The organism is Pseudomonas sp. P9_2 (genome assembly GCF_034008255.1).
GTDB lineage: Bacteria > Pseudomonadota > Gammaproteobacteria > Pseudomonadales > Pseudomonadaceae > Aquipseudomonas > Aquipseudomonas synxantha_A.
The window spans coordinates 4,207,299-4,221,339 of record NZ_CP125376.1 but is presented as its reverse complement, the minus strand read 5'-3'; the positions used below and the strand labels follow the sequence as shown (position 1 = coordinate 4,221,339).

General features: G+C 59.4%; 12 protein-coding genes and 1 pseudogene. 1 reads left to right on the top strand and 12 read right to left on the bottom strand.

Features of this window, described 5'->3' with window-relative positions; translation table 11 throughout:
* Positions 1–92 precede the first annotated feature (92 nt).
* From QMK52_RS19025 to QMK52_RS18990, 8 genes and pseudogenes are all read right to left on the bottom strand, one after another.
* Positions 93–353: pseudogene (locus QMK52_RS19025) on the bottom strand (type II toxin-antitoxin system RelE/ParE family toxin); the annotation flags it as partial.
* A 15-nt stretch (positions 354–368) separates the two neighbouring features.
* Positions 369–563 (bottom strand): hypothetical protein, encoded by a 195-nt coding sequence (locus tag QMK52_RS19020; protein WP_005789017.1) that lies wholly within the window; start codon positions 561–563, stop codon positions 369–371.
* A 148-nt stretch (positions 564–711) separates the two neighbouring features.
* Complete coding sequence (locus tag QMK52_RS19015) at positions 712–2,454, bottom strand: ABC transporter substrate-binding protein (protein ID WP_003192009.1); 1,743 nt, start codon at positions 2,452–2,454, stop codon at positions 712–714.
* Positions 2,455–2,486: 32 nt separating this feature from the next.
* Positions 2,487–2,759, bottom strand: coding sequence for a DUF2160 domain-containing protein (locus QMK52_RS19010; RefSeq protein ID WP_005789020.1), 273 nt, complete (start codon positions 2,757–2,759; stop codon positions 2,487–2,489).
* Positions 2,760–2,770: 11 nt separating this feature from the next.
* A complete protein-coding gene (locus QMK52_RS19005) occupies positions 2,771–3,571 on the bottom strand; it encodes a carbohydrate ABC transporter permease (RefSeq protein WP_005789022.1) in 801 nt (266 codons plus the stop codon).
* 10 nt (positions 3,572–3,581) lie between these two features.
* Complete coding sequence (locus QMK52_RS19000; RefSeq protein WP_005789024.1) at positions 3,582–4,448, bottom strand: carbohydrate ABC transporter permease; 867 nt, start codon at positions 4,446–4,448, stop codon at positions 3,582–3,584.
* Positions 4,445–5,542, bottom strand: coding sequence for an ABC transporter ATP-binding protein (locus QMK52_RS18995; RefSeq protein ID WP_320403249.1), 1,098 nt, complete (start codon positions 5,540–5,542; stop codon positions 4,445–4,447). Before QMK52_RS18995 ends, QMK52_RS19000 begins: the two co-directional genes overlap by 4 nt.
* Positions 5,542–6,636, bottom strand: a complete 1,095-nt coding sequence (locus tag QMK52_RS18990) for an ABC transporter ATP-binding protein (protein ID WP_005789027.1) — start codon at positions 6,634–6,636, stop codon at positions 5,542–5,544. Before QMK52_RS18990 ends, QMK52_RS18995 begins: the two co-directional genes overlap by 1 nt.
* Before the next feature lie 377 nt (positions 6,637–7,013).
* Here QMK52_RS18990 and QMK52_RS18985 point away from each other — a divergent pair, with 377 nt between their 5' ends.
* Positions 7,014–8,828 (top strand): sigma-54-dependent Fis family transcriptional regulator, encoded by a 1,815-nt coding sequence (locus tag QMK52_RS18985; protein WP_320403248.1) that lies wholly within the window; start codon positions 7,014–7,016, stop codon positions 8,826–8,828.
* A 1-nt stretch (position 8,829) separates the two neighbouring features.
* On the opposite strand, the gene QMK52_RS18980 is transcribed toward QMK52_RS18985, so the two are convergent.
* The 4 genes from QMK52_RS18980 to QMK52_RS18965 all read right to left on the bottom strand — a co-directional run bounded on the left by QMK52_RS18980 (position 8,830) and on the right by QMK52_RS18965 (position 14,039).
* Positions 8,830–10,947, bottom strand: coding sequence for a TonB-dependent receptor family protein (locus tag QMK52_RS18980; RefSeq protein ID WP_320403247.1), 2,118 nt, complete (start codon positions 10,945–10,947; stop codon positions 8,830–8,832).
* 135 nt (positions 10,948–11,082) lie between these two features.
* Entirely contained in the window at positions 11,083–11,352 is a 270-nt protein-coding gene (locus QMK52_RS18975) for a hypothetical protein (RefSeq protein ID WP_050989042.1), read from the bottom strand.
* 132 nt (positions 11,353–11,484) lie between these two features.
* Entirely contained in the window at positions 11,485–12,225 is a 741-nt protein-coding gene (locus QMK52_RS18970) for a hypothetical protein (protein ID WP_005789034.1), read from the bottom strand.
* A gap of 605 nt (positions 12,226–12,830) precedes the next feature.
* Positions 12,831–14,039 carry an MFS transporter gene (locus QMK52_RS18965; protein ID WP_320403246.1) on the bottom strand — a complete coding sequence of 403 codons (1,209 nt, stop codon included), beginning with the start codon at positions 14,037–14,039 and terminating at the stop codon, positions 12,831–12,833.
* Positions 14,040–14,041 lie beyond the last annotated feature (2 nt).

The window sequence follows — 14,041 nt, the reverse complement described above, 5'->3', positions numbered from 1 at the left end:
CGGGGCGTGCGGAAAATTCAAATGAGGTTATGAAGGGGGGGATAAGCGGTCGCAGTAAAGGCGCTCGCTGATGAAATACGAAGGCGGGAGGCTCAGGGATATTCTTGCCTGGCGTGCAATACGTTGACTATTTCGATCCGCTCGGCAGTCACTCTATACACCAGCACATAATTGGGATGTACAACCACCTCACGAGTACCTGGCACCCGGCCGCACGGATACAGATAGGGGTGCTCAGCCAGTGGTAGAGGCGCGCCTTCCAGGCGGGTCTTGATGCGTCGTGCAGCGCCGGGGCTTTCTGCTGCGATAAAAGTCACGATATCAATCAGGTCGCCGATGGCTTCGTCAAGCCAAACAAACGGCCAACATCAAGCCTTGGCCCGCTGCTCAAGCTCTGCTTGCAGAATAATCGCCTCAACTCGTGCCATGACCTCGTCATGAGGTACACCGGGGCCGGGGTTGGCCAAGCTTTTTTCGACTTTTTTACGAAACCAGAGATCATGACTACTCGCCTGCTCTTCGGTTTCAAACTCGGAAACAATTGGGGAAAGTTGAACATCCATCAGATAACCTCCTGTATGAATGTTCAGCAGTTTAGTCGCAACCTGGCGGGCTGTCTCGAACCACCGGATGAAATGCAGGGCGTCGCACTTCAAGCTTCAAACAAAACGGCACGTAAACGTGCCGTTGCGTCGTACTCACTCAGCGCTGTTACTTGCGCGCCGCCTCCCACTGCTTGAGCAGATCGTTGTAGTTCACGGTTTCGCCCTTGGGCTTCTCGTTTGCCAGTTTCGGCTTCGGCGCGCCCGGCTGGTCGAACCAGTATTGCGCGTCACGCTCGGGGTTCATTTTCGGGCCGCACACCGGTTGCACCTTGGAGCGTTCCAGGCGCGTCATGATCGCGTCCTGCTCCTTGGCCAGATTGTCCAGCGCCTGTTGCGGGGTTTTCTCGCCGCTGGCGGCGGCGGCGATGTTGCTCCACCACAATTGCGCCAGGCGTGGGTAGTCCGGCACGTTGGTGCCGGTTGGCGACCACTCGGTGCGCGCCGGGCTGCGGTAGAACTCCACCAGGCCGCCGAGTTTGGGCGCCATGTCGGTCATGGCCTGGGAGTTGATATCCGACTCACGAATCGGCGTCAGACCGACGATGGTTTTCTTCAGCGACACGGTTTTCGAGGTCACGAACTGCGCGTACAGCCAGGCCGCGAGTTTCTGCTTCTCAGGCGTGGACTTGAGGAAGGTCCAGGAGCCTACGTCCTGATAGCCCTTCTTCATGCCTTTTTCCCAGTACGGCCCGACCGGCGACGGCGCCATGCGCCATTTCGGCGTACCGTCGGCATTCACCACCGGCAAGCCCGGCTTGACCATGTCGGCGGTAAACGCGGTGTACCAGAAGATCTGCTGGGCAATGTTGCCCTGGGACGGCACCGGGCCGGATTCGGAGAAGGTCATGCCCGCCGCTTCCGGCGGCGCGTAGGCTTTCATCCAATCCACATATTTTTGTGTGGCGAACACCGCCGCCGGGCCGTTGGTGTCGCCGCCGCGGGTCACGCTGGAACCCACCGGGTGGCAGTCCTCCACACGAATGCCCCACTCGTCCACCGGCAAGCCGTTGGGCAAGCCCTTGTCACCGCCGCCGGCCATGGAGAACCACGCATCGGTAAAGCGCCAGCCCAGGGACGGGTCTTTCTTGCCGTAGTCCATGTGCCCGTAGATGCGCTTGCCGTCGATTTCCTTGACGTCTTCGCTGAAGAATTTGGCGATGTCTTCATAGGCCGACCAGTTCACCGGTACGCCGAGGTCGTAGCCGTATTTTTCCTTGAACTTGGCTTTCAGCTCCGGGCGTTCGAACCAGTCGGCGCGGAACCAGTAGAGGTTGGCGAACTGCTGGTCGGGCAATTGGTAGATCTTGCCGTCCGGTGCGGTGGTGAAGGACAGGCCGATAAAGTCCTTGAGGTCCAGGGTTGGCGAGGTGAAGTCCTTGCCTTCGTTGGCCATCAGGTCGGTGATGGATTCAGTCTTGCCATAGCGAAAGTGCGTACCGATCAAGTCGGAATCGTTGACCCAGCCATCATAGATATTCTTGTCGGACTGCATCTGGGTTTGCAGCTTCTCCACCACGTCGCCTTCCTGCAGCAGGTCGTGGGTCAGCTTGATGCCGGTGATTTCACTGAACGCCTTGGCCAGTACCTTGGATTCGTACTCGTGGGTGGTGAGGGTTTCCGACACCACGTTGATCTTCATCCCACGGAAGGGCTCCGACGCCTTGATAAACCACTTCAACTCCTCAAGCTGTTGGGCTTCGGTGAGGGTCGAGGGTTTGAACTCGCTGCCGATCCATTTTTTCGCGGCATCTTCATACGCATCGGCCCAGGCCGAAGCGCTCAAACCGCTGAGGGCCAGTACGGCGGCCAATGAAATGCTATGTCGCAGCTTATTGTTTTTATTCAACATAGAGACCTCCTGGTTGTTTATTCATAAGGGCACTAGCCCCAACGCATCACACTCAACAGCCATACCAGGGAGAGCGCGGACGCCACCCAGATGCTCCAGTCGGTAACGCCGATCACCAGCAAATGCAGGTAGGCGCTGCCGAGAAGTCCGATAAACAAGCGATCACCACGAGTGGTACTGATCGGTAGAAAACCGCGCCGGGCGATGCTCGGCGAGCGCAGTTCCCAGGTGGTCATGCCCGCCAGGATCAGCGCGATGCCGCCAAAGAACAGCGCAGTGGGGGTGGTCCAGGCCATCCATTCCATCATCGATTCCTCTAGACCCGGCCCAGGGCGAAGCCCTTGGCCACGTGGTTGCGAACAAACCAGATCACCAGCATGCCCGGCAGGATCGTCAACACCCCCGCCGCTGCCAGCACGCCCCAGTCAATGCCCGAGGCCGAGACCGTACGGGTCATCACCGCCGCGATGGGCTTGGCGTTGACTGAGGTCAAGGTGCGCGCCAACAGCAGCTCGACCCAGGAAAACATAAAGCAGAAAAACGCCGTGACGCCGATGCCGGAGCCAATCAGCGGGATAAAAATCTTCACAAAGAACTTGGGAAAACTATAGCCATCGATGTAGGCGGTTTCGTCGATTTCCTTGGGCACGCCGGACATGAAGCCTTCAAGGATCCACACCGCCAACGGCACGTTGAACAGGCAGTGAGCCAGGGCCACGGCGATGTGCGTATCGAACAGGCCGATGGAGGAATACAGCTGGAAAAACGGCAGCAGAAACACCGCCGGCGGCGCCATGCGGTTGGTCAGCAGCCAGAAGAACAGGTGCTTGTCACCCAGGAAGCGGTAGCGCGAGAACGCATAGGCTGCCGGCAGCGCCACGCTCAGAGAGATCACCGTGTTCAGGCTCACGTAGTACAGCGAGTTGAGGTAGCCGGTGTACCAGCTTGGGTCGGTGAAGATCACCTTGTAGTTGGCCAGGGTGAACTCCTGGGGAAACAGGGTCAGGCCGCCGAGGATTTCGGTGTTGCTCTTGAACGACATGTTCAACAGCCAGTAGATCGGCACCAGCAGGAACAGGATATAAATCAGTAACGGAATAAGCTTGCGCTTGCTCATGTTGGCGGCCTCAGCGGTTGGCGTCGGAATGGGTCATGGCGGTGTAGAACAGCCAGGACACCAACAGGATGATCAGGAAGTACACCAGGGAAAACGCCGCCGCCGGGCCCAGGTCGAATTGGCCTACGGCCATCTGGGTGAGCGTCTGACTCAAGAAGGTGGTGGCGTTCCCCGGCCCGCCGCCAGTGAGGACGAAGGGCTCGGTGTAGATCATGAAACTGTCCATGAACCGCAGCATCACCGCGATCAGCAACACGCTTTTCATCTTCGGCAATTGAATATGCCGGAACACCGCCCAGGCCGAGGCCCGATCAATCCGTGCGGCCTGGTAGTACACATCGGGAATTGCGCGCAAGCCGGAGTAGCACAGCAGCGCCACCAATGAGGTCCAGTGCCATACGTCCATCACCAGCACGGTGACCCAGGCGTCCATGGTGTTAGCCGCATAGTTGTAGCTGATGCCCATGGCGTTGAGGGTCGAACCCAGCAGGCCGATGTCGGCACGGCCAAAGATCTGCCAGATGGTGCCGACCACGTTCCATGGAATCAGCAGCGGAATGGCGAGGATAATCAGCACCAGTGATGACCAGCGTCCTTTGGTCGGCATGGTCAAGGCGATGGCGATGCCCAGCGGGATTTCAATCAGCAGCACACAGGCCGAGTAGATGAACTGGCGCAGCAACGAGTCGTGCAGGCGCGGATCGAGCAGCACCTGCTTGTACCAGTCGGCCCCGACGAAGTAGCGGCTGGACTGGTCGAAAATATCCTGCACCGAGTAATTGACCACGGTCATCATCGGGATCACCGCACTGAACGCCACCAGCAGGAACACCGGCAACACCAGCCACCAGGCCTTGTTGTTCTGCACCTTGTTCATGGCGCCACCTCCAGCAGGTAATCGTCGGCGTAGAGCATCAGCCATTGCGCGGGGAAGCTGATGGACGCCCTGCCCTCCGGCACCGGTTTGTCTTCGGCCAGGCGCACTTTGAGCGTGGCGCCGTCGAGGTTGAGGGTCATGATCTTGTAGGTGCCCAAGTCCTCCACATGCGTGACGTCGGCTTGCAGGGCGTCAGGGTTGTGGTCGTCCCATACATGGATAAATTCCGGGCGGATGCCGACCTGGAGCTTTTTGTAGTCGGTAGCATTGATGCGTTGCTGCAACGCCTGCGACAGCGGCAGAAAGGTATTGGCAAACCCCACACCACCCGCCCTGGCCTGCACCTCGATCAGATTCATCCCTGGGCTGCCGATGAAATAGCCGACAAAGGTATGACTCGGCCGCTCGAACAATTCACGCGGGGTGCCGAACTGCACAATCTGCCCGCCGTACATCACCGCGATCTTGTCGGCGAAAGTGGAGGCTTCCAGTTGGTCATGGGTGACGTAGACCATGGTGATATTGAACTGCTCATGGATCTGCTTGAGCTTGCGCCGCAGTTTCCATTTCAGATGCGGGTCGATCACCGTCAGCGGCTCGTCGAACAGGATCGCCGACACGTCATCACGCACCAGACCACGGCCCATGGAGACTTTCTGTTTTTCGTCGGCGGTGAGGTTGCGGGCCTTTTTGCTCAGCAGGGTTTGCAGGTCCAGCACTTCGGCAATTTCCTGCACCTTGCTGTGAATTTTCGCCTCGGCCATGCCCTGGTTTCGCAGCGGGAAGGCCAGGTTATCGAACACTGTCATGGTGTCGTACACCACCGGGAATTGGAACACCTGGGCAATGTTGCGTTTCTCCGGCGTGAGGTCGTTGACCACCTGGGTATCGAACAGCACCTGGCCCTCAGAGGGGCTGAGCAGGCCGGAGATGATATTGAGCAGCGTGGATTTGCCGCAGCCCGACGGCCCGAGCAACGCGTACGCACCGCCCTGCTCCCACACATGGTTCATTTCCCGAATGGCGTAGTCCTCAGGCCCTTTTGGCGTGGGGCTATAGCTATGGGCGAGGTTACGCAAATGGATCTCGGCCATCAGGCAACCCTCGCGACACGGCGCCCGGGGGCCTGGACCAAACGGCCCTGGCCATCGAACACAAACAGTTTATGGGTGGGGATATACACGCGGATCGGCGCGTCCACATCGTACTCATGCACCCCCGGCAGGTGCAGCACCAGCAGGAAGTGCTCGCTGCGCACATGCAGGAAGGTTTCCGAGCCGCTGATCTCGGCGACTTCCACGGTCACCGCCAGCTCCAGGTCATCGTCATTGCTCGGTACCAGGCTGATATGGCTGGGACGCACGCCGAAACGGAACTCGCCCTCGCCGATGGGGCGCAGGTCGACGTTGAGCGGGAAATGCACGAAATTGGCGAAGCTCACTTCGTTGCCGCTGATGCGCCCTGGCATCAGGTTGATCGGCGGTTCGGAGAACAGCTCGGCGGCCAGCACGGTTTGCGGCTGGTGATAGACCTCGGCGGCCTTGCCGCTCTGGATCACCCGGCCTTCGTGAAGAATGGTGGTGGTGCCACCCAGGGCCAGGGCCTCGTTGGGTTCGGTGGTGGCGTAAATGGCGATGGTGTGGCGCGCCTTGAACAGTTCGCGCATTTCCTGACGCAGCTCTTCGCGCAGTTTGTAGTCCAGGTTGACCAGGGGCTCATCGAACAGAATCAGTTCGGCGTCTTTGACCAGGGCGCGGGCCATGGCGGTGCGCTGCTGCTGGCCACCGGACAGTTCCAGCGGGTGGCGTTGCAGGAACTTCTCGATGCGCAGCATCCTGGCGGTTTCCAGCACCTTGCTCTGGATCAGCTCGTTGGACACACCGGCCTGGCGCAACGGCGAGGCGATGTTCTCGAATACGGTCATGGTGGGATAGTTGATGAACTGCTGGTAGACCATCGACACATTGCGCAGGCGTACCGGCTTTTGCGTAACGTCTACGCCGTTCATCAGGATGCGCCCGCTGCCGGGCTTGTCCAGACCGGCCATCAGGCGCATCAGACTGGTTTTGCCGGACAGGGTGCGACCGAGCAAGACGTTGAAAGAGCCGGCTTCAAAACGCAGGTTGGCGTCGTCGATCCAGGTTTGGCCGTCGACAACGCGGGAGACATGTTCCAGGGTCAATGACATGACACGACCTTTTTATTATTGGAATGAATCTGGCCAGGTGTCAGAGCGAGTTTCGTGCCAAAACTGCAAGCGCTTGATGCATAAGGAAATGGGTTAATCGGGATGTTCAGGAGTGAACAAAGTGGCTGAACAACTGAACACTTTCGGGGTTGACAATGAACAGTTCTGAACAACACTGTTCGAACCCGGTTCAAGCCTCACATAGGACAAATGTGGGAGGGGGCTTGCCCCCGATGGCGAAGTGTCAGCCAGCATTTCTGTCACTGATATACCGCTATCGGGAGCAAGTCGAATCGTCGCACCGCCCCTCCCACACTTGAACCCATTTCAATGGTTGAATGTGCACATCCAATAACAATAAAAATGAAGGTCGCACCATGGCCGAACCACTGGCACACGACACCCTTATCCAGGAATCCTGGCGACGTTGCCGCGCCTTCGGCCTGGACCACCAGAGCACGCCAAGCTTTGACCAACTGCCCGCCGAAGGCATCAGTCAACTCCTGGAAAGCCAGCATTCACTGGTGCAGACCACGCACCAGGAAGTACTGCCCTACTATGAAAACATCCTCAGCAACTCCAACTGCCTGATCATGCTGGCTGACAATCAGGGCCAGGTGCTGACGTCGTGGGGCACCCAGCGGTTTATCGAACCCAAGCTGGCCCGTGGCTTCAGCCCCGGCGCCAGCTGGATGGAACGTGCCAGCGGCACCAATGCCATCGGCACCGCGCTGGCCTGCGCCCAGGCCGTGCATATCGAGCACGATGAGCACTTCCTCAAGGCCAACCGTTTCATGACCGGTTCGGCGGCGCCTATCTTCGACGCCCAGCGCGAAATCATCGCGGTGCTGGATGTATCCAGCGACAGCTACCTGCCGCCCTCCCATACCCTGGGCATGGTCAAAATGATGAGTCAGACCGTGGAAAACCGGCTGATCCTCAACCTGTTCCGCGGCGAACATTTCCAACTGACCTTCAACACCGGCTTGAGCAACCTCGACAGCCAGTGGGCCGGCCTGCTGATCTTTGATGAAAGTGGCCAGGTACTATCAGCCAATCGACGTGCGGATAACCTGGTGGGCATCAGCCTGTCTCGGGTGATGATCGACAGTCTGTTCAAGGTGTCTTTACTGGAGTTGCTCAACCAGCCCGAAGGGTTGCCCTTTGCGTTGCAGGCGGCTGGGCGCAACCGCTTCCAGTGCCTGTTGAAGCGCCCCAGGCAAATGCCGGTGCAGGCCCGGGTGTTCAGCCAACCGCCGCCAGCGCCGACCTCGATCAACCTCAAGACCCTGCATTTTGGCGATGTGCGCATGGAGAAAGCGGTGCGCCAGGCCGAACGTCTGCTGGAAAAGGACATTCCATTGCTGATTCACGGCGAGACCGGGGTGGGCAAAGAGGTGTTCGTCAAAGCCCTGCATCAGGCCAGCTCGCGCAGCCGACAGGCATTGATCGCTGTGAACTGTGCGGCGATTCCGGCTGAGCTGGTGGAATCGGAACTGTTCGGCTACGAAAAAGGCGCCTTCACCGGCGCCAATCAGAAAGGCAGCATTGGCCTGATTCGCAAGGCGGACAAGGGCACGCTGTTTCTCGACGAGATCGGTGATATGCCGTTGCCGACCCAGGCCCGCCTGTTGCGGGTGTTGCAGGAGCGCTGTGTGCAACCGGTGGGCAGCAGTGAGGTGTTCCCGGTGGATTTGCGCATCATCTCGGCGACCAACCGCGCACTGCGCGAGTTGGTGCAGGCCGGGCGCTTTCGCGAGGATTTGTACTACCGCATCGGCGGCCTGACGCTGGAGTTGCCGCCATTGCGCGAGCGCACCGACAAGCAAGCGTTGTTCCAGCAACTGTGGCAGCAACATCGCGAGCCGAACCAGTGGGCCGGGCTGAGTGCCGAGGTGCTGGGGTTATTCGAGCAACATCCGTGGCCGGGCAACTTGCGTCAGGTGAGCAGCGTGTTGCAGGTGGCGCTGGCGATGGCCGAGGAGCAGCCGATCCGCGCAGAACATCTGCCCGATGATTTTTTTACCGATTTGAAGCAAACGGCGCCGCTGCCCACCTGCGAGCGCCTGGATGAAAACCTTGACCTCAACCAACGCCTGCAAGCCGTGGGCGGCAATATTTCCCACCTTGCGCGGGAGTTGGGAGTGAGCCGCAACACCCTGTACAAGCGCCTGCGCCAACACGAAGGTTGATTTAACGCCAGCTCCACGACACGCCGGTGTAGATACCACGCCCATCGGCAGGGGTAGAACGTGCTGCGTCCACGCCTTTGTCGTCGTACCCCGGCGTAACGGTATTGGCATAGCGACGGTTGGTCAGGTTGCGCAGATCGACCCAGGCTTGCCAGTCTTGCTTGGGCGCGTCATAGCCGAACGTGGCGCCGAGGGTGGTGTAGGCCGCGGCGTAGTAGGAATTGGCGTAGTCCACCGCTACCCGCGAGGCATGTTCGGTGTTGAGGCTGGTGTAGAAGCCCGTCGGGTGGCTGTAGCGCACCTGCGCCTGATAGTAATGCTTGGGGATGCCGGGCAAAGTGTTGTCGCCGAAACGGTCATCGTCACGGTAGTGGAAATCGCTGAAGGTATAGGCCTGGCGCAGGTCGAGCTTGCCGTTGCGGCCGCCGTCCCATAGCGGGCTGAGCAGGCTCAGTTCCACGCCCTGGTGCACGGTGGGGCTGGCGTTGGATTCGGCGATGATCGCGCTGCTGTTGGCAGTCTGGGCCTGGGTTTCCACGGAAAGCAGTTCGTGGCGTACTTCAGAGCGGTAGAGGGCCAGGTCCCACTGGCCGAGCCACGCTTCGCCGCGCCCGCCGATTTCCAGGGTGGTGGCGGTCTGATTGCGTAACTTCACACCTTCGCGCTGTAGCCCCGTGGCCGCGCCGTTGCCCGGACCGAAGTATTTGTTGGAACCCCAGATCATCGACCAGGCGTGCGGCGGCTCTACCGAGCGGCTCAGGTTGGCGTATACCTGCAATTGCGGGGTGAAGTCGTAACGCAGGCCGATGCGCGGTGCGTAGTCCCAGTCATGTTGACTGAGCGGCGCCTGGCCATCGGGGTAAGTCACCTGGGTTTCGCGGCGGGTGTAGATCGCGGCAAGGCCGGTGGTGAGCCACAGATCCTCCAGCAGTTCCAGCTCATTGCCTACATGCAGCACGGTGTCGGAGCCCAGGTAGCTGTAGTCGCGGGTTTTGGTCCCGGGCGCGTAGATTGCGGTGTTGCCTGCGGGGATGCGTACATATTCCGACGCGCCATTATTGGGCATCGCCTGGGTGGTACGCAGGCCGACGGTGGTTTTGCTGGCATGGCCGAACAGGCTGTCCTGACGGATGTAGTTCAGGGTGCCGCTGATATCGGTATAGGCGACCTTGAGGCGGTTGGTGCCCTCGCGCAGATCCATCGGGTAGTCGTGATAGGCCAGCCCGACTTCCACTCGGGCGTTGTCGTCCAGTTGCAAGGTGGTCTTGTTGGCGATCCAGGTAGAGCCCGGTTGCAGGCGTTTTGAATCGCGGGCGGCGTTGAGGCTGTTGGCGGCACGCGGGTCATGGCTGATCTGGTAGCGCGTGAGCTTGCCGGGGGAATCGTTGGTGGTTTCGCGGTAGCGCAGGTAGAAGCGCGTTTCCAGATCCGGGTTGGAGCGGTAGCCAAAGTTGGCGGCGATGCCCTTGCCGGTTCCGGCGCTCTGGTGCTGGTAGCCGTCGGACTCGGAGTCGGTGAGGCTGATGTAGTAATCGGCATCGCCCAACACCTGGCCGGAACTGACCTCCCGCTGGGCATAGCCGCGGCTACCGACCTCATAGCGCACTTGCAGCTTGGGCGCGTCGTAGCCGGTGTGGGTCACGTAATTGACCGAACCACCCAGGGCCAACGCGCCCTGATCGAAGCCATTGGCGCCCCGCAGCACTTCCACGCGGCTTTGCCACAACGGGTCCTTGAGCTCATAAGGTGTACCGCCCGGGCCCGTGAGCGGCAGACCGTCGAACATTTCATACAGGCCGGACGCGTGGGCACCCGGGCTGCGATTCAGGCCCGAACCGCGAATGGACAGCTTCACGCCTTCGTTATTCGCCGCCTTGGCGTACACCCCGGCCTGGTACTTGAACACATCTTCGTTACTGCTCACCCGCCCCTGTTGCACGCTGCTCATATCGATGTAATTGCTGCCGCCGGGCACGCGTTGTAGCTGTGCCTGGGCGATTTCGCCGGCACTGGCTTCAGTGGTGGTGACTTCGACTGGCGCCAGTTGCAGGCCTTCGGCCTGTACCAGCGAGCTGAGAGTCAGGGCGGCAAAAAGAAAGGGCGGGTGGCGCAGCAGCATTGGGGCGGGTCCTTGGAATTACGGAACGTGGCAGGCCAGGCCCACCACGCGAACAGTGATGGGAAGGCAGGCACGCCCGTCAGGTCACGCCTTATTGACGAACCATGGCACCGGCAAAACAGTACCGGGCAGGTTTCAGCCGTCCGGCTCCGCCAATTCCCGCATCAGATCATCCGCATCGGAACCCGGCGCAAAGCGGAAACCGTACATTTCATCGGTAGCCAGAATCTCGCCCAGGGCATCCAGTAACTGGGCTTGCGAGGGTGAGTTGCGCAGCAGCGTGTGCGCCGGCAACAGCAACTCGGCAGAGACGCCTTGAGCAGTCGCGGCGTCGATCACCGCGAACAGGATAAACCGCAAACGTATTTCGCGATCCGTGGGCCAAACCGTTTTTCGTTTACCCAAGGGAGGGCCTCGTGTTTAAGAAAAATCCGAGGCTATTGCTCGCAGGCAAGGGTTTCAAGCAGCGAGAGGCAAGATAGGCACCTTCCTACAGCAGAAAGGGAAACACCCCACTGATTGTTCGATGGATGCGCCTCACTGCACCGGCAGGAAGTTCATCAGCAATAAACTTTGCGCGTAATTGAGGCCAATGCGTCGGTAACGCTCATCAAGGATTTGGGTAAGCAAGTCCAGGCGCGCAACGATCTTGCCAAACTCAACGGCAAAACTGAGGTTACTGCCCTCCTCCGATATTTCATTGGAGAACAACAGCAATACACCGTTGGCATCCTGGCGCTGGCTGAGCAGCCAGGTGGCCTTTTCGATATTGCGCGCCGCATTGCTGACAAACTGGGGGTTAATCGAGTCGGTCACATAAAACTGCGTACGCCCGCCGTGGGCGGTCACGAGCATGCTGCCAATCGCATAGATGAACGCGCCGACGCGGTCGCCGCGAAAGTCGGGGCTCAGGGAGTAGCTCAGGGCGGCCAGATCACGCCGGTCTCCCAGTGCGGGCAAGGGTTGACGGTTTTCGATGGCCTGGCGAATGACCCGAGCGGCGCTCACCGCATCCGGATAGCCCGACTGACGCCACTGGCTGGGGTTGCGCAGGTAAAGCTTGCTCATCAGCAGGTAGAGGCTTTGCAGGTTGTCGCGCATCCCCAGGGTGGCCATGCGATCGACACTGGTCTGGAAGAACTCATCGGGCTTGCCATCGCTGAATTGCCTGGCGATATCGCGGCCCTGCTGCTGACTACAACCCACTGCGCAGAGCGCGAGCAGCGCAGCCAGCAACAGCGGCCATAGAGAGGTAAAAACAGTTGACGTTCGATCCATCGGCACCGGGTCTGATTCTGTGGGCCACGTGCGGGAGTCGAGTGGCCGGGACAGGGGTAGATCAGCAAAATGGAAAAAAGTGCAGCGGTGCGGGTCAGATAAGCATAGGACTACAGGCGCTGATCTGACCCGGCACTTGATGGCCGGATGCGCTAAAGCACTATCGTGGCAAGCATCCCCAAGGCGCCCAGGCAAAACCCGACCAACGCGCCGCGCCCAGGCGCTTCATGAAACAGCGACCAAACCACCATAGGCTCAAGCAGCAACAAGGACGTGACCGAAACCACGGTGACAATCCAGATATCACCCACCGCCCTGTGACGCTGGCAAACAAAAGTTGCGTCAGCGGCAACTACAATCCCCCAGGCGCAGGTGGATACCAACAACCAGCACCAACAGAACGTGAACAAGGCTGCGGATGCGATCAATGCGATTGGCGGCCTGTTCAAATAACCCGAGACAAAGCCCCGGATTTACGGGGCTTTTGGCGCCTTGCTGCAAAGGTCTGCCGCACGCACACGGCCCATGCTAACTAAGCGCCGTGTCCAGAAATATCATCACCGCAAGGCCCAATATCAACCAGCGTACGAGCGGCATTCATATCATCACTGGAAGTTCAACTCTGTGCAAACCACAGGCGTAGTGCGAAGTGTACGCAGCCCCAAAAGCACAACCACAACCATGAGCAAGCCCGCGACAATCGCCACACCAAATCCTGCCTGTGCGCCATAGATGTCAATGACCAACCCCGCCAACACGCCACCGAGCGCGACACCGATACTGATGCCTGTAGTCATCCATGTAAGCCCCTCAGTGATCCGGGATGGTGGAACAATGATCGTACCAAGATTCATGACAACTACCATTGTTGGCGCGAAGGACATTCCGGCCACAAACAGCATTGCACTAAGGATGTAGACGTTCGGTGAAAGAATAGGCAACACGGAAGTGACCGCCGTTATCAACACTCCGATGAAAAATTGCTTTTCAATCGGCAAAGAGATTCTCAGTGCACCGAATGTGAGGCCCGCGATCATTGAACCAAGCGCATAGGCCGCCAGGATGAAGCTGGCGGAGGCAGGCCAGCCCTGCGCGTTGGCGAAGGCAACAACCGCCACGTCGACCGATCCGCCGATTACACCCATTGCCAAAAGTGCCAGCACAATGGTGCGGACGCCGGGGATAAGCAGAGTCGAGCTTGCGTTACGCCTGATGCCCACGACTACTTTCGGTTCAGTCTGGCGCTGCATGAGAAAAGCAGTAACGCCGACGATCAGCAACAGCACCGCGACAAGCGGTCCGGCTTCGGCAAAAAAACTCACGCTCAAACCAATGGCAAGGGGCGGGCCGACGATAAAGGCAAGTTCGGTCAGAACCGTGTCTAGAGAGAAGGCCGTATGTAACTGCGGCTTGCCACGGAAAAGCTCTGTCCAGCGGGCTCTGATCATCGCAGGCATGCTCGGCATCGTGCCTGCCAACGCTGCCAGAACGAATAGCAGTGAGGCTGGGGCACTCATGTAGACGGCGAGTATCAACGCCAATAACATACCAATACTGAAAGCCGTCACGTAGGGTAGAACCCGACGTTGGCCGCGCTGATCCACAAGTTTCGAGATTTGCGGACCAATCAGGGCATTCGCCAGAGTGAATGTACCGGCCACCGAACCCGCCAGCCAGTAAAGCCCTGTCTGCTGCACCAGCATGGTAATGATGCCGATGCCGATCATTGCCTGCGGCAGGCGGGCAATGGAGCTCGCTACGACTAATCCCATGACGCCCGGGGTAGTCAAAAGTTCGCGATAGGGATTCGCCATGA